Genomic DNA, 18,037 nt, shown 5'->3' with positions numbered 1-18,037 from the left:
GATGGCCTCGGCTGAGCTGCTCGGCTTCCACGTCGACCACGGTACGTACGGGTACGATGGGCAGGTCGACACGACAGTCTACGTCGAGAACACCGGATCCAGCCGACATACGTTCTTCGTGGGCTATACCGTATACGGTCCGAATGGCGACACGTACGACAACGACGCGACGACGGGGACGACGCTCTCCCTAGACCCGGGGTCAAGAGGGAGCGTCACCGTCGAGTGGGACGTCGAATCAGTGGCACCCGAGGGGAGTTACGACGTCAGGATATCCGTCTGGGAGGAGAGCGATCCGTCTAACCTCCGGACACGCCTCGCCGACGACCGGGAGTACGACGCGTTCTACGTCCAGGAACAGACAGTCTCCGCGACTATCCGGTCGATATCCGTAGACAACGGGACGTACTCCGCGGGCGAACGTGTAGACACGGATGTCAGTGTCGAGAACACTGGATCCGACAGTCATACGTTCTACGTCGGGTACACCGTCCACGGTCCGGACGGAGACTCCTACGACAACAACGACACGACGGGGCAGGCGGTCACCCTCGACGCTGGCGAGGTTCGTGAAGTCCAGGTCGAGTGGGACGTCGAGAGTGACGCACCAGACGGGAGTTACGACGTTCAGGTCGCAGTGTGGAAACAGAGCGACCCCGACAATCTCGTGGATCGACTGGACGAAGTCTGGGACTACGACGCGTTCTACGTCCAGGAAGAGACCGTCTCTGCGAGAGTCCAGTCGATTGCTGTCGATAACGGGACGTATTCTCACGGACAGCGCGTCGATACGAACGTCGGTGTCGAGAATACTGGGACAGAAACCCATACGTTCTACGTCGGGTACACTGTCCACGGTCCGGACGGTGACCCCTACGACAACAACGACACGACGGGGCAGGCGGTCACCCTCGACGCTGGCGAGGTTCGTGATGTCCAGGTCGAATGGGATGTCGAATCGGCTGCTCCGGAGGGGAGCTATGACGTTCAGGTCGCGGTGTGGAAACAGAGTGACCCGGACAACCTGGTCGACCGGCTCGATGAGGAGTGGGATTACGATTCGTTCTACGTCGAGGAGGCTGAAGCCACGGCGGCTATCCTCGATTTCACTCCCGCGACGGGCGAATATCGACCCGGTGACACGGTCACAAGCAGTGTGACCGTCGAGAATACCGGGACCATCGACCACACCTTCTTCGTCGGCTATACAGCGTATGATCCGAACGGAGGAAGCTACGATAACGACGATACGACCGGCCGGACAGTAACCCTGGCCCCCGGCGAAGACCGGACTGTGAGCCTGGAGTGGGTCGTTCCATCGGACGTCCCAGAGGGTCTGTACGATATCCGGACCTCCGTCTGGCAGGAGTCCGATCCGTCGAGTCTCCAGACGCGCCTGGACGACTGGACAGCCGAGGATACGATCAGCATCGTGACGGAATCGGTGAGCGCCCGTATCGAATCTACCGAGACGCAGGCTGGCCAGTTCACCGAAGGACAGGTGGTCCAGACTGCTGTCGAGGTGACGAATACCGGTGAGACCGACCACACCTTCTTCGTCGGATACTCGGTGTGGGGGCCGGACGGCAACGATTACGACAACAGTGGCGCGACCGGTCGTCAGATTTCGATTCTCTCTGGCGAGACCGTCACCGTCGACGTGGAGTGGCAAGTGACTCGGTCGGCACCGACGGGCGTGTACGACGTTGAGATAGCTATCTGGCAGGAGTCGGACCGCGACCGGCTGGAGACCAGACTGGCGAACTCGTACCAGCGAGATGTCTTCGAAGTCGTCGAGACGCTCGCTGCCGGAACTATCGACGACGTAACTGCCGAGACCGAGACGGTTGCGGGTGGTGAATCCCTTCCAATCGAGATTGGAGTCACCAACGACGGTGAGACCAGCCACACGTTCTTCGTCGGCGTCGAGCCCGTCGATCCGGATGGTGTGGTCGTGACCGAGGAGCTACTCGGTCGCCAGATCTCCCTCGCATCGAGCGAATCCGGGCGTGTGCAGGTAGAGTGGGACCTTCCGGCGGACGTTCCGTCCGGGTCGTACGACCTTCGGGTCCGACTCTGGAGCGAACGTGACAGGGAGAACCTCGACACGCTCCTCGACGAGATGACCGCTGAGGACGCAGTGGTCGTCGACAACCCCAAAGTCACGATCACTGATTTCGTCACAAAACCCGCTGACGGGGAGGTGTCCTCGTTCGAGGTGACGGCAACGGCGACGGTGGTGCTGGAAAATACGGGAACGGAGATAGCGGGTGTCGACGTCGAACATCGAATCACGGGCCCCGATGGGTCGCTCGTCGTCTCCGATACAGAACAGGTCGAAGTGACCCAGACCGAGACCCAGCGATCGTCGATACAGTGGGAACCGTCTCGAAGCCAGAACCTCAGCCAGGGACGCTACGATTACGAGGCCGTCGTCAGGTCCAGCACCGACGAGGAACTCGTGAGACGAAGCTTCGACCGGGCATTCTCGTTGACGGTCAAAGAACTCGGCCGAACAGACTTCACTCTCGAACTCCGCGAGTCGACTGGTGATCCAGTCGAACGGGCAGATATCGACCTCGCGCCAGTCGAAGGGGGCGAGAGTTTCTCCCAACAGCTACGGAACGGCGACGTGCAGTTCGATCGGATACCCGCCGGACTCTACGAGCTAACGGTCGACCACGGTGACGCTCTCATCGAGGAAACGAAAGAGGTCTGGGTCAGCTCCACGTTCACGGATGCGTACCTGACGGTCGCGGCTGCACAGGTAATCACCGGCTCTGTCGTCGACTCGACCGGTTCCCAGCCGGTCGCAGATGCGACGGTGAGTCTGGAAGGTGTCGAACAGACCTCCACGGACCCGATGGGTAACTACTCGTTCGACCGCCGGGTCCCGGACGGCACCTACGACATAGAAGTCGAGGGGCCTGACGGATCGACGACCCAGCGGTCGGTGACGGTCGGTCCGTCCCGACACGTCGGCCTCGAGCTCGACCGCCCACTCGTCGACCCGCAGGAGCGGGAGAAAACTCCAAGCAAGGAACTCATCAGTGAGGATAACCAGGTGGTGACGGTCTTCGCGCGGTATCTACAGAACACCGAGACCGAAGATGTGGTCCTCAACGGCTACACCGATCTGGTTCACGGTGCTGTAAAAGGAGTCGTGGCCGCCATCATGGATATTTTCGATTCTTTGAAAGAAACCGTGATGATGATTCTCGGGTTGGACCTAGAAGAGGTACTGAAAGGAGTTGCCCGGTTCATCGACGCCATTGTGGAAACGCGTGGCGGAATTTTCTTCGACATAGCGAAAGCAATGATAGCGAGCACTGTCGACGGAATCGAGGCGCTTCACCAGGAGCAGCGTGAAGACAATCCCTACGAGATGCCGAACCCGAGGGCTTACGTATTTCTGGAGGGGTGGTATTTTGGCTACATCGGATTCAACTTGCTCCTAGGGTGGGTCGCGAAGTTGGTGGCACTCGGTGCAAGAGGAGTATTGACCGCGTCGGATGCCATGGCGGATGCGCTCGATAGGATGACAGATGTAGTCCGCCGATTCGACCGAGGTGAAGGGTCGATTGCCGACCCCGGTGCGGTGAGTAAATTTCCACTCCTGCGTTCGCAGGCGGCCAAGAACGCCCCCGATGGACTGCCAGTTGGCGGTTCGCTGTTCGGCGGCACCGCCGTCATGGCGTACGTCGAGGCTGCACCGCACAGTGGCATCCTCTGGGACATATTCGACTCCCTCTACCGGACCAACCACCGGTACCTGGGTCGGATGGACCCCGACAATCCGGCAGGGACCTTCGGTGACCCACTCGAGGACATCCGCAAGTCGGTTCCGACCAGCGGCGACGTGGGCAACTTGGCCGGGGCCCTGGCGGAACGGGTGATGGCAGCTCGGTTCCTCGAAGGACGAGGGGATTTCACAGAAGTGGACAAGATACTGACCGACTTCGAACCGAGAAAACTCAATGAGGGGGAGACAGCACTACTGTTGAACTGGAAGCGTCAGACCGGTAGTTACAGCGCAGAGTTCGATTTCCTCGAAATCGAGATGCGACGAATGGCCGACGGAGAAGACCCAAAGCCGGTCGTTGTCAAGAACTGGGAGTCGACCGCTGCTGACGATCTCGCGGCAGAATTGGAAAAGAAGGAGCGTACGATGCAAAAAATCATCGACCGCACGAATGACAAGGGTATGCAGACGCCATCTGCGTCAGGACTGTCGGGCGAAGCATTCGTTCGTGACGGAATCCCGGACGTGGAGCTGGTGAAGTGGGAGAGAGCCCTCGGCGTATCTAGCAAGGAACTGCGACAACTCGCGACGTACATCTTCCGTACTGTCGACCCCGACGACGAGGGGTTCAAACTTGAAAACCTGGACATCGACTTCGACAACCTCGACTTCGATATAGACGACGTTGAGGTCCAACTCGACCAGGTGGACTTCCTGTTCAAACCACGAACCACCGATGACTGACGAAACCATCACCGACGAGACGGAGATCGAACCGGAAATCGACAACGCCGCGTACAGGACAAGCAAGGAACTGACCGACGATGCGGATACGGACACGACCAGGCGCCGGTTCTGTCAGGCGTTGTCTGTCCTTGGTGGGGCCTCACTCGCCGGCTGTGGTGGGTTCGCTGGCGAAGGCGACGGAACAGGGACTGGAGATTCCCGACGAAGTGCCAGGGGTACTAGCACCCCGGTTCCGTCCGCTGCCGATATGGGGGACCTCATCGATGGTCACGTCGACGCAATCGGAGGACAGAGCTACACTGTGGCCGTCGAACTGCAGGGTTCCGGCTCCGACCCCGACATCAAGAAGAAGATCGAATATCTCCGCTCGATGAGCGGCAAGCCCTTCGTTTCGCTCACCGAGGTATCCACCATTGACGACGGCGTCGAATCACTAACCCACTACTTTACGCCAGACCTGCACGGGGTCGACATCGGCTTCATCGATGGCACGTCCAATGCGGCGGCGCTCGATATCTCCAGCCGGGTTATCGAGATTACGGGTGCTTCGGTCTTCGACCGATTCCTCGTCGGTGCGGCAGTCGAAGAACCCGAATCCACAACGGCTGATGAATCGGGGGAAATCCACGATCGGTACGAAATCCGGGCACATGGGCGGTACGACCTCGACCAGGGATTCGTCACGGTCGACCAAAACGACGTCATCCGCCGGTTCAGACTGGAGTGGACCGATTCAGATGGCATCGGGCGCTGGGTCGATGCAGAGATAGACGACGTCGGGTCGACTCAGGTCGATATTCCGGACTTCTAGGGCCGAATCCGGATTTGAGAATCTGTCTGACAGGGACTATAGAGCAGGGTTGGATCTCTCACAGCTAACGGAACAGATACGATCGAGTATCCAGACCGTCCTATTCGTCGTCCCGGTTCTCGAACAGCGAGTGAGACGCCTCGGATTCGACGTCGGGGTGGATGATGAGGTTCTCCCGGCCGAGCGCGACCTTCCGAATCTCGCCACTGGAGGCCATCTTCGAGAGGACTCGCGAGACCTTGGACTTCGACCAGTCAGTCTCGGAGACGAAGTCCGACTGTTTGAGGCGGCCGTCGTTCTGGTCGAGCAACTGGAGGACACGGTCTTCGTCGGTCAGGTAGTCGGGGTCCACGGGCTCGGAGTCCGGGCCAGAGACGGGTTCCGGCGAACCGGTGGGCCCCGGACCTCGACCATTCCCGTTCGATGGGTCTGCAGATGGTCCGCCGGTCTCGGCGTCTGCTGGAGGTTGCGTGTCGTCGGCGGTGTCGGCCTCCGGGCGCCCGAGGTACCATCGCCCGACGATGGCGCCGCCGCCGATGAGTAGGGCCAGGCCACCGAGCACGACGACCGACGCGTCGACCCCGAAGATGGTGTTGGTGGACTTCGCGGTGCCGGGGTTGGACCCGGCAGCAATCTCTGCGCTGTCGTTCATGCCGTCACCGTCCGTGTCGGGTTTCGTCGGGTCGGTGTTGTACTTGTTGACCTCTTCGCCGTCGGTCAGGCCGTCCTCGTCCGTGTCGGGTTTCGTCGGGTCGGTGTTGTACTTGTTGACCTCCTCGCCGTCGGTCAGGCCGTCCTCGTCCGTGTCGGCGATGGTGGAGTTCGTGTCGTACTGGTTGACCTCCTTCCCGTCGGACAGGCCATCGTCGTCTGAATCCGGATTCGTGGGGTCCGTCGCGCCGTCGACCTCCGCACCGTCGGTCAGGCCATCGCCGTCCGTGTCCTGCTCGGCGGGGTCGGTGTTGTACTTCACGACCTCGGGTCCGTCGGATAGCCCGTCACCGTCGCTATCGCCGTTCGTCGGGTTGGTGTCGTACTTGTTGACCTCCTTGCCGTCCGGCAGGCCGTCGCCGTCGGTGTCCGAGTCAGTGGGCGAGGTCTCGAGGACGTTGACCTCCTCGCCGTCGGCCAACCCGTCGCCGTCGGTGTCGGGTTCGAGGGGCTGGGTGCCGCTCTCGAGTTCCGCGCGGTTGCTCAGCCCGTCGTCGTCGTAGTCACCGCCCGACGGCAGGACGTGGACGGTCCGTTCGTGGCTGTCGACGACGCCACTGTCGTTGACCAGGGCGACCGTGAACTGCTGTTTGCCGGTCGTGTTGTCCGGCCAGTCGATGGTCAGCGACGTGGTCGAGGGCGAGGTCGTCGCTGCGACCTGTGTGCAGGTGAGTTCCGTGCCCTCTGCCCCGCCGGCGTAGGCACACAGGTCGGCCGATCCCGAACTGTCGTAGGAAACCGTCACCGTCTGTGACTCCCAGCCGGCCACGTAGACCACCCCCGAGGTGACCGTGATAGTCGAGTCCTTGGAGAACGAGACCGAATCGACGGTCCCGCCGGGCGCCGCGGCGGCCCCCGCTATCGTCGCGGTCACGAGCAGGAGGCACGTGACCAGACACGCCACAGTGGCGGCTACAGAATCAGTGGTGTTCGACATCGGCACGTTGGTTCATGCTTCATCTCTCTCGGACAAGTGGTTTTCCCTATCAACGTGTTGGTTAAAATTGATGTCTGGTGCGTGAAACCCGTTGCTGTCCGGTTAGTTTCCGGTCGAATCACCGTTATTCCGACCCGCCGTTGGCAGATTCGTTCTCGGATTCGAGAACGTTCTAGCGTGAGTACAGTCCACCGCCACCGGAACGTTGACAGGTCTGGCGACGGAGATGAACCTGTGCAGACCGACGCCCTCCTCTACTCGATCCGACGCTGGCTCGTCGCCATCACGTTCCTGCTGTCGATGCTCGTCCTCAGCGCGACGGCGGGCGACCCCTGGACGCTCCTCGCCCAGCTCGTGGCTTTCGGCTTCGCCATCGTCTCGGGACTGTTCCTGTGGGAGACCTTCCGCGGCGACAGCGACCGGACCATCGGCACCGACCCCGAGGGCGAGAACCAGGGTTAGAGCTAGCGGCCCTCGGCGAACGCGTAGGCCGCCCGGACGTAGATCTCGGCGTTGGCCCGCAATGCGTCGACCGTGGTGTACTCGTCGACCCCGTGGACCGTGTCGGTGCCGAGTGCGAACTCCAGGGTCGGGATGCCCGCGTGCCGGAGTTTCTTCGCGTCGCCACCGCCGGTCGCGGACCGTCGGAAGACGCGGTCGCCGGTGACGGCTTCCGCGGTCTCGGCGACGGCCGGGACCAGCGGGTCCGCCGTGGGCGTGAAACTGCCGACGCTCCAGTCGCACTCGGCGACGACGACGCCCTCGTGGTCGTCGATGCGGTCGCGGATCTCCTCGATGACGGCCCGTGTATCGACGCCCGGCGATAGCCGGACGTCGAGTTCGGCCCGGGCGTGTTCGGGGACGGTGTTGATGGCCTCGCCACCCTCGATGGTGCCGAGGTTGCAGGTGGGATGCGAGAACAGTGCTCCCGCGGCTTCCTCGCCGAGGTGCCCGGCGTAGTACTCGACGGACTCTTCGATGACGTCGTCGACCGCCGGGTCGGTCTCGAAGGTGACCGTGCAGAGGTAGCTTCGCAGGTCGGTGATGGCGCTGTAGAGGCGGTCGATGGCGTTGGTCCCGAACATGGGGCGCGACCCGTGGGCGGCTTCGCCCCCGGCTTCGAGGGTGAGCCAGATGCTCCCCTTGTCGGCGACGGTGACGGAGTGACGGCCGCGCTCGCAGGTCGTCTCCCCGATGATGCAGCCGTCGGCCGCGATGGCGTCGCGTTCGACCATCGCGCGGACGCCGGCGTGGCCGCCGGTCTCCTCGTCGCTGACGACCGCGAAGCAGAGCGTGACCGGTGGCTCCCCCTCGGCCTCGGCGAAGGCACGGGCCGCTTCGAGCATCGCCGCGAGGGGCCCTTTCATGTCGGTCGCGCCGCGGCCGTACACCCGGCCCTCGGCCTCGTCGTACTCGCCGAGTGGGTCGCGAGTCCAGTCGTCGGCGTCGTACGGGACGGTGTCGACGTGGCCCATGAAGCAGAGGGTCGCGTCTGTGGCGCCGGGCAGGGTCGCGAGCAGGTTGGGCTTCGCCGGGTCCGCGACGACGCGGTCGGTCCGGTAGCCGAGCCCCTCGAAGAACCCCTCTAGCTGGTCGACCAGTCCGTCGGTCTCGCCCGGCGGGTTCTGCGTGTCGACCGAGAGCAAGTCGAGTGCCCGGTCGACGAGTCGACGGGTGTCGGTAGCGGCCGCGACCACCGCGTCGGCCGGGGCGGTCATCCGGCACCACCGCGTCGGAGTCGGTTCATGGTGGATGGTACGGTCGAACGATGCAAAAGTATTGCCCAAGTTAGACACAACCGAACGGCAGAGCGTACGCTTTTGCTCCCACTTGGCGCGCTAGAGGCAGCCACACCGGTTCTGGTATTGTGCAAATCGTCCAAAACCGTTTTGTACTCCCGGGGCGTACTGCAGGATGAAATGTCGAACCAAGACGAACTCGAGGAGATCCGAGAGTCCAAGCGAGAGGAGATCATCGACCAGGAGAACGCTGCGGACACCCCGGACGAGCCCGTGCAGGTCGAGGGGCCGGACCACTTCCAGGAGCTCGTCGGGACGTACGACGTCGCCCTCGTCGACTTCTACGCCGACTGGTGTGGCCCGTGTATCGCGCTCGGCGAGTTCATCGGCGAGGTCGCTGCGGAGACGGACGCCGCCGTCCTGAAGGTGGACGTCGACCAGCAGCAACAGCTCGCCAGCCAGTTCGGCGTCCAGAGCATCCCCAACATGCTCGTGTTCAAGGACGGCGAGCCGGTCCAGCGCCTCGTCGGCCTGAAGGACAAGAGCGAGCTCGTGGCCGCGGTCGAGGCCGCAGCCTGAGGACGGACGGGAACGACCGGGTCAGTACCCGGACGGCAGGTCGTACTCTTCTTCGAACCGCTGTGTCCCGCTGGGCTCGGCGTCGGCGTGCTCGACGTAGTAGGTGAGCAGGTACGTCTGCGTGAAGGCGGTGACGAGCGTCGTCGAGGCGATGCCCACGAGCACGATGGCCGCGAACGTCGCGGTCTCGAGCCCGCCGTAGACCGAGCCGTTCACGAACAGCGACTCGGCCATGGCGGGGTTCTCGCCGAAGCCACCACGGGAGAACTCGCGGTAGTACCGGGCGAACAGCAGGAGGACGACCGAGCCGCCGGCGAGGGTGCCCGGGATGGCCTTGAGGACGGTGAACCCGAAGACGCTCACGAGGTTCTCACGTGCGAGCCGGTAGCTCCGCTTGAACGACTCGCCGATGTCGGCGTCGTCGACGACGATGGCCGGCGAGAAGAACTGCAGGAGCATCGAGAGGACGAAGAACACGGCGACGGCCAGCAACACCAGCACGCCGACGATGCCGAGGCTCACCATGCTGACGCCCCCGGTGCCCGCAGCACTCAGGCCGATGACGAACACGCCCGCGATGATGAGGACGAACGCGGTGACGAATCCGATGGCCGCGAAGACGGCCGAGTAGAGGAGCGTCGAGAGCAGCATGGTCAGGTAGTGCTCCTTCCCACCCTCGACGAACGTGGAGAGGCCGGTGGATTCGTCCAGGGCCTCGTGGGCCATCGAGAGGATACCGGCGGTGAACAGCGGTGTCACCACGACGGTCGCGAGGCCGTAGAGCGACCCCGCGACGTTGAGGCCGAAGAACTGGAGGGCCTGCTGGGGGACCTGTACGAGAGCGAGCCCGAACGTCGCCAGGAAGACGACGGGGTTCCGGACCAGGGCCTGGCCGGCGTCTCGGGCGGCAGAGATGGCTCCCATACGTATCACGTTCGAAAGAAAACACATAAAACCGGCGATATTTCTACTGCGACCCGTTCGCCGGGGACGAACAACAGGGACAGCAGTCGGCCGGCAGACCGTCACTGCCAGCGAGCACGACGACGACGGGGCGGCAGCAGTCGGTTGTCGAGTCGGTACAGCAGTTCGTGGTGGTCTCCCCGCCGTGGGCACTGTCTCCACAGCAGGGGCAGGTGGTTCGCGCCATGCGTGTCGTTGGTGGCACCGAACCGGCGTAAACCGGGCAGCCAGCTCCCGTCGGCGGAGTGTCCTCTCGGCCGCGAAAGTCGACACCGACCCTTTTGTCGTACCGTCCCGAACCCGGGGGCATGGCAACCGACGACAGTGACGAGGGGTCCATCGGGCCGTACTCCCGGACCGACACCCTCGGCTGGGAGACGCGCTGGCACGCTATCCGGCAGCTCCTCGGGCGAAAGTGGTCGCTGCACGTCCTGCACCGGCTCGCCGACGACGACCCGCTGTGCTTCACCGACCTCGAGACGAGTCTCGACGGGATGACCGCGACCATGCTCTCTCGCCGCCTCTCGGAGCTGCGCTGTGCCGGGCTGGTCGACCGGCAGGTGGAGGCTACCTCCCCACCGACCACGACCTACCGGCTCACCGCGGGCGGTCGCCAGGTCGCGGTCGCGTTGCGCGGGCTGGGAGCTGCGACCGAACACGTCGAGTGCGCCCCGGATGCGTGCGAGGACGACGCGTGCGACGAGGAACTGGCCGAGACGGCGTGCTCGCCGGAATCGCCCGACTGCGCCTGTATATCGTAACAGTCGTAACCGTCCCCGCCAGCGTCTCGGGTATGCGAGTAAGCGTCATCGGCGGAAGCTCCGTCTCCGACGAATCCTACGACCTCGCCGAGGAGGTCGGCTACCGCCTCGGCAAGCGGGGGCACACGGTCATCTGCGGCGGTCTGACGGGTGTGATGCGGGCCGTCTCGGAGGGCGCGAACAACGGCGGCGGCACCACCATCGGCATCCTCCCCGGCGAGAACTACGACGGCGCGAACGCCTACGTCGACATCCCCATCGCGACCGGGATGGGCCACGCCCGGAACTCGCTGGTCGCGATGAACGGCGACGCCGTCATCGCCATCGACGGCGAGTGGGGGACGCTCTCCGAGATCGCGCTCTCGAAGGTGTACGACCGCCCGGTCGTGGGACTCAACACCCACGACGTGCCGGGACTGGACGAGGTCGAGACGCCGGAAGAAGCAGTTGAGTACGTCGAAACGAACCGCTGAGTCCTCTCCTGAGCCCTTCCTGCGCCGCTACGTCGACCCGCGCTCGGCCTCGAACACGTCGGCGTGCAGCGAGTCGGCGACGATGTCCATGAGCGTCTTGAGGTTGCGGGTGTCGTCGCGGTTGTACTCGACGAGCGTGTCGAGGGCCTCCTGACTGCCGCGTTCGTACTCGTTCCAGAGCCGAACCGCGTCACGCCCGGAGATGTCCGGCCCCTCGCGGGCGATGCCGACGTCCTGCTCGATGGTCTTCAGCCCGCCGTCGAGGCCGATACGCTTGCAGGGGTACATGAGGTCGATGTGGGGCAGGTCCAGCGCCAGGTCGAAGGAGGTCTCGAGGAACGGCACGTCGAAGCGGGCCCCGTTGAACGTCGCCATCAGGGCCGCGTCCTCGAACTGCTCGCGGATGGTCTCGGCGGTCAGGTCGTCGCCCTGCACCAGCGTCGTCGTCTCGTCCCCCCGGTGGAACGACACCGTGGTCACGCGGTCGCGCTCCTTCGAGAGGCCGGTCGTCTCGATGTCGAAGAAGCAGGTCTGCTCGCGGAAGTTCTCGTAGAGCCGCCAGCGCTCCTGGCTCGGGAACGCCTCGCCGAAGAAGCGGGTGTCCCCCTCGCGGAGTCGCCCTCGCGCCTCGTCGATGAACGCCTCGATGCGGTCCGCCGTCGTCGGCCCGACGACCGACCCGTCGAAGTCGTCCCAGTGGGTCACACCCGACCGCCACAGCTCGCGCTCCGTCTGCTCGCCCACACCCCGAACCGGGATGAAACTGTTCTCGATGCGCACACGCGAACCTCGACGCGGGCTGCCGAAAACCTGTCGTTCCCCGTGGCTTCCCTCCCGACCAGCCTCGTTCAGAGCCCTTCGAACTCGCGGACCCGCTGCTTCCACGCCTCGGGGATGGGGCGGGATTCGCCGGCCTCGGCGTCGTAGGCGACCTGGACCGTCGTCGCGGTCGCGGCCACGTCGCCAGACGCGCGGACCTCGTACTCGAAGTGCAGCGTCGAGTTCCCGACCTCGGTGATGGCGATGGCGACCTCGACGTCGTCTTCGAGCGTGATGGGGCGATGGTAGTCGATCTCGAGGTTGGCGATGACGCCGTCGAGCGCGTCGGTGTCGCCCAGCACCTCGGGGAGATACTCGACACGTGCCTCTTCCAGATAGCTGACGTAGATGGCGTTGTTCACGTGGCCCAGCAGGTCCACGTCGTTGTAGCGGACGTCGATATCGACGATGAACGGGTCGTCGCGCATACCGGCCATCTGCGGGCGGGGTACCTCGGCCTTTCGGAACCGGCGGGCCGTGGTCACCGGTTCACTCGCGCGGTGCCGCGAGCGAACGAGTCCCGCCGGCCGGGCTCACTCGTCGCTCGCCGTCAGGTACAGCGTCCGGTCGACGATCTGTATCATCGCGTCGGCCCAGGTATCGACCGATTCCGCGGTCGCCCCGGGTATCTCCAGGACGAGGTCGCCCTCGTCGACCAGCACTTCGCCGTGAGGCGTCGCCTCGCCGTCGAGGTAGTTCCGGAGCTGGTACCGGAGGAGTCGCTCGCGGGCCCCACTCAGGTCGAGGTCGTCTCCCGGCGTGAACCGGATGGTGACGGTCTCGGTGTCCACGCTCGCCGAGACGTCGAACGCCCGCCCCGACAGGGGGAACGTGTAGTCGGTCTCGTCGAGCGCGTCGACCGCGGCCTGCAGTTCCATCTCGCTCACGTCCGGCGAGAGGCTGGTGCCGCCGACCTCCTGGGTCAGCGAGTGCAGTTCCTGGTTGACAAGGTCCGCGATGCCGGGGCCGTCTGCTTCGGGCGAATCGTCTCCGGGGGTGTCGGGGGCCGATTCGGGTTCTTCCAGCCCGTCTTCTTCGGATTCGGGTTCCTCAAGCTCGGTTTGCCCGGATTCGGGTTCCTCTGGCTCCGCGGGGAGGGATTCCGACACGTCCAGCAGTTCGTCGTCGGCACTTTCATCAGCACCCGTCTCCTCGTTCGCCGGTTCGTCGTCGACTGTCTCGTCTTCGGCCGGTTCGTCAGCAACCGCCTCCGACGGACGCGCTTCCAGGGCTGCCGCGGCTGCTGCCTCGACGGGACCGACGCCGTCAGCATCTGGTACTCTCGTGTCGTCTTCTGCCGGCTTCGCGTCCTCAACCGCCGACTGATCCTGTCCACTGTCCGCCAGCGAAGCCGGTTCGATGGCGGTCCGGTACCACGGTTCCTCGGCGTCGGTCGCGAACCGGCCTTCGTTCGAGACTGCGCCACCGTCTGCCTCCACGTCGCCCGTCTCGGCGTCGTCGTCGGTAGCCTCGGTCTGGCCGGCCGAGTCGTCCTCGTCGGTGGTCTTCGACTCCCTGGTCGGCGCGGGCCCGAACCCGCGGTTGGTCTGGGCGTCCCGGCCGAAGTTCTGGACCGCCCTCGCGGCGGAGCGGTCGGGTTCGAGGCGCTCGTCATCGGCTTCTTCGGGGTCCGGGTCCGGTTCGGGCTCCTCGGCTGCCGAGGTCGCATCGTCGGCCACCGTCGCTTCGCCATCTGCCGCGTCGGCGTCTCCGACCACATCCTCGTCGGCTGGAGGGGTGCCCTCCTCTGCCGCCAGGGTCTCCGCCTCCCCACCGGCCGCGACGGCCTCCTCGGGGGCGGAACCGGCCTCAACCGCGTCGTCCGGTCGTTCGTCGTGCGCGGGGACTTCGGTGTCTTCCAGGGCCTCGGCCTCTTCTGCGGCCTCTACGTCCTCGGGAGTCTCCGCGTCGTCCGCCTCCTCGGGTTCACCGGGAGAATCGCCGTCCTCCCCGGCTTCACCATCGTCGATGGACGAGTCCGAGGCGTCAGCTGGGTCGGTTGCCTCCTCGTCGACGCTCTCGGCGCTGGATTCGCCGCCATCGTCGTCGATGGCTGCGGCGTCGATGCCCCGGGAGTCGGCTTCCTTTCGCTCCCGGTCACGGTCGGTGACCTGGAACCCTCCGATGGCCGTGCTCGGCGAGAGCTGCTGGTTCCCGGTTCGGCCGACGGGGACACCGGTCGAGCGACCACCGGGCGCGCCGAGGCCGACCCGTGGCCGCGCGCCCGTGCCGGTCGAGCGAGCCGTGGCGGCGAACGGAGACTGGTCGGTCGCCGGCCGGCTGTACTGTCCCGCTGCGCCGGCGGCGGCAGCGAAGTCGGAGTGTGCGTCACGGTGGTCCGCGGGCGACCCGGGTGCCTGCGCGTTCCGTGCCGCCTCGGAGCGCTGTTGCTGGGCGGCGACGATCTCGCTCATCCGGTCGTGGATGCGGGTGAGTGTCCCGTCGACCTTGCCGAGGTCCTCGTCGACGTCGTCCTCCAGCGAGTCGATCTTCTCGGCGACGTCCCGCAGCGCCAGGGCGATGTCCCAGGCGACGACGACGCCGAGGAAGACCAGCATGAGGAGGACGGTGACGGCGATACTCGCCAGCAACTCCACCGTGACTTCGACCATAGGTTGTTCTTATCACGCGTACGATGTATCTCGATATAGTGGTTCGCTCGATATCGAGCGCTGTAACGTACATAAAGGGCCATCGAGGACGGTCGTGCGAGCCACCCGACACCCCGAGAAACGGTTAAACCCCGACTCGTCCTACCGGGTGCCATGAGCGGAACTGACGGCGAGGACGACCTTCGTGCCGGGGCGAACGAGCAGACGACCGAGACCACGACCGGGTCGGAGCCGGTCCACGTCGAGAGCGAGGCCCACCTCGAGGAACTCGTCTCGGAGAACGATGTCGTGCTCGTGGACTTCTACGCCGACTGGTGTGGCCCCTGCCAGATGCTCGAACCGGTCGTCGCCGAGGTCGCAGCAGAGACCGCCGCCGTCGTCGCGAAGGTCGACATCGACGACCTGCAGGCGCTCGCCCAGCAACAGGGCATCCGGGGCGTCCCGACCCTCATGCTCTACGCCGACGGCGACCTGGTCGAGCGACTCGTCGGCGTCCAGGAGAAGTCGACGCTGGTCGAGCTGGTCGAAGCGAACGCGTGAAGAAGCCGATTTTCAGAGTGGAATCCAGCCGCTGTCGGCGTCGCGGTCCCGGAGGTGCCAGCGCTGTTCCAGCGTGTCCGTGTCGTCGTCGCGGCGGACCTCGACGACCGCGTCGAACAGCGGTTCGAGCAGCCGGACGTAGTCGCTGTCGCGGTCGAGCGGGAGGTGGAAGTGACTCATCCCCTGCTCCTGCCGGATGCGGGAGGTGATCATGTGCAGGAGCCGGAACACGTTCTGTGACTTGTGTTCGCGCAGGAGTGGCGTCACCGAGTCGAAGCAGAGGCGCAACTCGGCAGGTGCCACGTCGTCCTCCGAGAGGTCCTCGATGGCGTCGATGACCTCGGTCCCGAGCGTGCTCAACAGTTCGGGGCCGACGAGGGCCTCCTCGACGTCCGGACCGACCGAGGGGGCCGTCGAGTCGCCGACCTCGTCGGTCTGGCTGACGAGTCTGGTCGTCCCCGCCGCCTCCGAGGCCGGGGCGTGGCCGCAGCTCTCGTTACCGAGCGTGTACACGTAGAGGCGCTGTCGGGGCTCCTCGCCGTCGGCCCCCATCAGCCGGCGGCAGGCACCCTTGTGGGCCTGCGAACTGGTCCGCCCGACCAGCAGGATGCTGCTCCCGTCCTCTTTGAGCGCCGACAGCGACTGGGCGAACGCCGTCGACTCCGGGACGCCCCCGCCGTGCTCGGTCCTCATTCTTTCAGGAAAGACGAAATAGTATATAATAAATATTGTGGCTGCTGGTTAAGGATAATAACCCGTTATCCCCCTTTCATCCGCCATTCTAGATGGTACCTGCCATCGGTGCGCAGCAGCCGGAGCTGGAGCCGGAGGTAGGGCATGAGATGGGGCAGGGTGGGCCGGGCGTCGCACCGTTTTTGTCGTGGAGGTGAGAACAGGAGTGTATGAGCGATTCCCCGGACGACCGCGAGTTGGCAGACGACGCCGAAGCACTCGCCCGAGAGCTCCGCGAGCTCCGCACCGCCCTCGAACGTCGCGGCCCTCGGCCCCCGCGCGGCCCCCTCGGCCTCCCCCGTCCGCCGACACCGCGCGAGTTCATGGAGTTCGCCGACGAGGTCGCCATCCCGGCGACCATCGCCATCCTCGAGACCAACATCAAGCTCCTCGAGGCACTCCAGCGTGCCATCCGCCTCGCCGAGGGCGGCCGCCGGGCCAGAGAGCGCGGTCGCGAGGCGAGCGACAGTGCCCGGTCCCGCGTCGAGTCGGTCAGCCGCGAGACGCTGACGCGGGTCAGCGACGCCCTCACCGACCTCCAGTCCGTCCTCGAGGGGACCGAACTCCCCGAGAACGAGACGGCCGCCGGAATCCTCGAGGAGGCGCGCTCCCTACGCGAGGAGATACAGCGCGAGATCGGTGCCTCCCGGCGCGAGGACCACTCACTCGACGAGTTCACCCGGACGTCCGGCGACCGAGACGGGGCGGACGCCGCCGACGTGCAGGACAGGACAGCAGACCGGGCAGACGACGGCGGGGCAGCGGACGACGAGGACGACGAGCCCGTCGAGATAGACGTGGATGCCGAGCTCGAGACGCTGAAGGAGCGCTACGGGACCGACGAGGACGACGAGTCGGTAGCAGAGGACGACGGGCAGGAGGCCGGCGACTCCGGCGCCGACGACGATGCGAGTGCCGACGGTGCGGACGGCGAGGACGACGACTCTCCGGCCGGGACTGCGTCGTCTCCATAGGAAACCGGCGGAGGTCCCGGGAATCGACGGGGTCCTCCCGGGCAGGGCTCGAGCCCCCACCGCGGTGCGCCGTGAATGCTTGACCTCTCGCGCACAATGGGGATACGGTTGCACGCCGTCTGTACGCGTATGCAACCGACAGAGATGACCGTCCTCGTGGCCGGTGCCAGTGGTCGAACGGGCCGTGATGTCCTCGACGTGCTCCTCGACGCCGGAATCACGGTGCGCGCCCTCACGAGTTCGCCCCACAAGGTCGAAACGCTCCGCATCCAGGGGGCCGACGAGGTCGTCGTCGGTGACCTGCTCTACCCCGACGACGCCACCATGGCGGTCGAGGGCGTCGACGCCGTCATCTGTGCGGTCGGGACCGGACCGGGCCCGAAGATGTTCCTCGGCGGCGACCTCGTCGACGGTGTCGGGGTCCAGAACCTCGTGGACGCGGCCGTCGCCGCGGGTGTCGAGCACTTCGTCTACGAGTCCTCCATCGGCGTCGGCGACTCGAAGCCGAAGATGTTGCTCCCGTTCCGGCTGCTCCTCTCGCGGGTACTGGAGGCCAAGGAGCGCTCGGAGCGACACCTCCGCCAGTCCGGGCTGTCGTACACCATCATCCGGCCGGGCGGGCTGACGACGGCCCCGGCGACGGGGGACGTCCTCGTCGGGGAGGGCGGTGACACCGTCTCGGGGACGGTTCCGCGTGCCGACGTGGCACGGCTGCTCGTCGCGGCCCTGTTCACGCCCGAGGCCAGGGACCGGACCTTCGAGGTCGTGAGTCGGCCGGGGGCGCGCGGTCGGGCGACGGGACTCGTCGACGTCGACTGGCAGGTCCCGGAACCGACGTTCGCGAAGAAGTAGCGGCGGAGTCTGGCGGCGGAGTCTGGCGGCGGAGAAGTAGCGGTG

Annotated in this window: 16 protein-coding genes; 9 read left to right on the top strand and 7 right to left on the bottom strand. The window is 65.3% G+C overall.

Annotated elements, in window-relative coordinates; genetic code table 11:
- Window position 1 precedes the first annotated feature (1 nt).
- The gene (locus tag NOV86_RS01440) at window positions 2-4,486 is read left to right on the top strand and encodes a hypothetical protein (protein ID WP_267639446.1); all 4,485 of its coding nucleotides are present in this window, start codon (window positions 2-4) and stop codon (window positions 4,484-4,486) included.
- Window positions 4,479-5,300, top strand: coding sequence for a hypothetical protein (locus NOV86_RS01435; protein ID WP_267639445.1), 822 nt, complete (start codon window positions 4,479-4,481; stop codon window positions 5,298-5,300). The genes NOV86_RS01440 and NOV86_RS01435 overlap by 8 nt, the downstream gene beginning before the upstream one ends.
- A gap of 100 nt (window positions 5,301-5,400) precedes the next feature.
- Here NOV86_RS01435 and NOV86_RS01430 read toward each other — a convergent pair whose 3' ends face one another.
- A complete protein-coding gene (locus tag NOV86_RS01430; protein WP_267639444.1) occupies window positions 5,401-6,915 on the bottom strand; it encodes a helix-turn-helix transcriptional regulator in 1,515 nt (504 codons plus the stop codon).
- 267 nt (window positions 6,916-7,182) lie between these two features.
- Between NOV86_RS01430 and NOV86_RS01425 the strand changes: the two genes are divergently transcribed.
- Window positions 7,183-7,410 (top strand): hypothetical protein, encoded by a 228-nt coding sequence (locus NOV86_RS01425; RefSeq protein ID WP_267639443.1) that lies wholly within the window; start codon window positions 7,183-7,185, stop codon window positions 7,408-7,410.
- Window positions 7,411-7,412: 2 nt separating this feature from the next.
- Here the strand turns inward: NOV86_RS01425 and NOV86_RS01420 are convergent, their stop codons facing one another.
- On the bottom strand, window positions 7,413-8,666 hold the full coding sequence (locus tag NOV86_RS01420) for a M20 family metallopeptidase (protein ID WP_267639442.1): 1,254 nt from the start codon (window positions 8,664-8,666) through the stop codon (window positions 7,413-7,415).
- A 201-nt stretch (window positions 8,667-8,867) separates the two neighbouring features.
- Here NOV86_RS01420 and NOV86_RS01415 point away from each other — a divergent pair, with 201 nt between their 5' ends.
- Window positions 8,868-9,266, top strand: a complete 399-nt coding sequence (locus tag NOV86_RS01415; RefSeq protein ID WP_267639441.1) for a thioredoxin family protein — start codon at window positions 8,868-8,870, stop codon at window positions 9,264-9,266.
- 21 nt (window positions 9,267-9,287) lie between these two features.
- On the opposite strand, the gene NOV86_RS01410 is transcribed toward NOV86_RS01415, so the two are convergent.
- Window positions 9,288-10,190 carry a DUF7847 domain-containing protein gene (locus NOV86_RS01410; protein WP_267639440.1) on the bottom strand — a complete coding sequence of 301 codons (903 nt, stop codon included), beginning with the start codon at window positions 10,188-10,190 and terminating at the stop codon, window positions 9,288-9,290.
- 347 nt (window positions 10,191-10,537) lie between these two features.
- Between NOV86_RS01410 and NOV86_RS01405 the strand changes: the two genes are divergently transcribed.
- Window positions 10,538-10,990: a winged helix-turn-helix transcriptional regulator gene (locus NOV86_RS01405; protein ID WP_267639439.1), complete on the top strand. Its 453-nt coding sequence runs from the start codon at window positions 10,538-10,540 to the stop codon at window positions 10,988-10,990.
- A gap of 32 nt (window positions 10,991-11,022) precedes the next feature.
- Window positions 11,023-11,463, top strand: coding sequence for a TIGR00725 family protein (locus NOV86_RS01400; protein ID WP_267639438.1), 441 nt, complete (start codon window positions 11,023-11,025; stop codon window positions 11,461-11,463).
- Between the two features lie 27 nt (window positions 11,464-11,490).
- Here NOV86_RS01400 and NOV86_RS01395 read toward each other — a convergent pair whose 3' ends face one another.
- The 3 genes from NOV86_RS01395 to NOV86_RS01385 form a co-directional block, all read right to left on the bottom strand.
- The gene (locus NOV86_RS01395; protein ID WP_267639437.1) at window positions 11,491-12,243 is read right to left on the bottom strand and encodes a ribonuclease H-like domain-containing protein; all 753 of its coding nucleotides are present in this window, start codon (window positions 12,241-12,243) and stop codon (window positions 11,491-11,493) included.
- 68 nt (window positions 12,244-12,311) lie between these two features.
- On the bottom strand, window positions 12,312-12,710 hold the full coding sequence (locus NOV86_RS01390) for an acyl-CoA thioesterase (protein WP_267639436.1): 399 nt from the start codon (window positions 12,708-12,710) through the stop codon (window positions 12,312-12,314).
- 105 nt (window positions 12,711-12,815) lie between these two features.
- Window positions 12,816-14,894, bottom strand: coding sequence for a midas domain-containing protein (locus tag NOV86_RS01385; protein ID WP_267639435.1), 2,079 nt, complete (start codon window positions 14,892-14,894; stop codon window positions 12,816-12,818).
- Window positions 14,895-15,047: 153 nt separating this feature from the next.
- Here NOV86_RS01385 and trxA point away from each other — a divergent pair, with 153 nt between their 5' ends.
- Window positions 15,048-15,434 carry a thioredoxin gene (trxA, locus tag NOV86_RS01380; RefSeq protein ID WP_267639434.1) on the top strand — a complete coding sequence of 129 codons (387 nt, stop codon included), beginning with the start codon at window positions 15,048-15,050 and terminating at the stop codon, window positions 15,432-15,434.
- A 12-nt stretch (window positions 15,435-15,446) separates the two neighbouring features.
- Here trxA and NOV86_RS01375 read toward each other — a convergent pair whose 3' ends face one another.
- Entirely contained in the window at window positions 15,447-16,127 is a 681-nt protein-coding gene (locus tag NOV86_RS01375) for a DUF7504 family protein (RefSeq protein WP_267639433.1), read from the bottom strand.
- 209 nt (window positions 16,128-16,336) lie between these two features.
- Here NOV86_RS01375 and NOV86_RS01370 point away from each other — a divergent pair, with 209 nt between their 5' ends.
- Together NOV86_RS01370 and NOV86_RS01365 are read left to right on the top strand one after the other, a co-directional pair.
- Entirely contained in the window at window positions 16,337-17,140 is an 804-nt protein-coding gene (locus NOV86_RS01370) for a DUF7547 family protein (protein WP_267639432.1), read from the top strand.
- 129 nt (window positions 17,141-17,269) lie between these two features.
- Window positions 17,270-17,992: an SDR family oxidoreductase gene (locus NOV86_RS01365; RefSeq protein ID WP_267639431.1), complete on the top strand. Its 723-nt coding sequence runs from the start codon at window positions 17,270-17,272 to the stop codon at window positions 17,990-17,992.
- Window positions 17,993-18,037 lie beyond the last annotated feature (45 nt).

Origin of the sequence: Haloarchaeobius amylolyticus, assembly GCF_026616195.1 — an archaeon.
GTDB classification, from domain to species: Archaea; Halobacteriota; Halobacteria; order Halobacteriales; family Natrialbaceae; genus Haloarchaeobius; species Haloarchaeobius amylolyticus.
Note: the sequence above shows the minus strand (reverse complement) of the source record. Positions and strands in the feature narration are given on the sequence as shown.

Bases quoted from the DNA above. Each gene is read 5' to 3' on its own strand.
- NOV86_RS01390 (WP_267639436.1), bottom strand. From the start codon at position 12,710: ATGCGCGACGACCCGTTCATCGTCGATATCGACGTCCGCTACAACGAC.
- NOV86_RS01375 (WP_267639433.1), bottom strand. From the start codon at position 16,127: ATGAGGACCGAGCACGGCGGGGGCGTCCCGGAGTCGACGGCGTTCGCC.
- NOV86_RS01405 (WP_267639439.1), top strand. From the start codon at position 10,538: ATGGCAACCGACGACAGTGACGAGGGGTCCATCGGGCCGTACTCCCGG.
- NOV86_RS01385 (WP_267639435.1), bottom strand. From the start codon at position 14,894: ATGGTCGAAGTCACGGTGGAGTTGCTGGCGAGTATCGCCGTCACCGTC.
- trxA (WP_267639434.1), top strand. From the start codon at position 15,048: ATGAGCGGAACTGACGGCGAGGACGACCTTCGTGCCGGGGCGAACGAG.
- NOV86_RS01370 (WP_267639432.1), top strand. From the start codon at position 16,337: ATGAGCGATTCCCCGGACGACCGCGAGTTGGCAGACGACGCCGAAGCA.
- NOV86_RS01400 (WP_267639438.1), top strand. From the start codon at position 11,023: ATGCGAGTAAGCGTCATCGGCGGAAGCTCCGTCTCCGACGAATCCTAC.
- NOV86_RS01410 (WP_267639440.1), bottom strand. From the start codon at position 10,190: ATGGGAGCCATCTCTGCCGCCCGAGACGCCGGCCAGGCCCTGGTCCGG.
- NOV86_RS01440 (WP_267639446.1), top strand. From the start codon at position 2: ATGGCCTCGGCTGAGCTGCTCGGCTTCCACGTCGACCACGGTACGTAC.
- NOV86_RS01420 (WP_267639442.1), bottom strand. From the start codon at position 8,666: ATGACCGCCCCGGCCGACGCGGTGGTCGCGGCCGCTACCGACACCCGT.
- NOV86_RS01435 (WP_267639445.1), top strand. From the start codon at position 4,479: ATGACTGACGAAACCATCACCGACGAGACGGAGATCGAACCGGAAATC.
- NOV86_RS01415 (WP_267639441.1), top strand. From the start codon at position 8,868: ATGTCGAACCAAGACGAACTCGAGGAGATCCGAGAGTCCAAGCGAGAG.
- NOV86_RS01365 (WP_267639431.1), top strand. From the start codon at position 17,270: ATGCAACCGACAGAGATGACCGTCCTCGTGGCCGGTGCCAGTGGTCGA.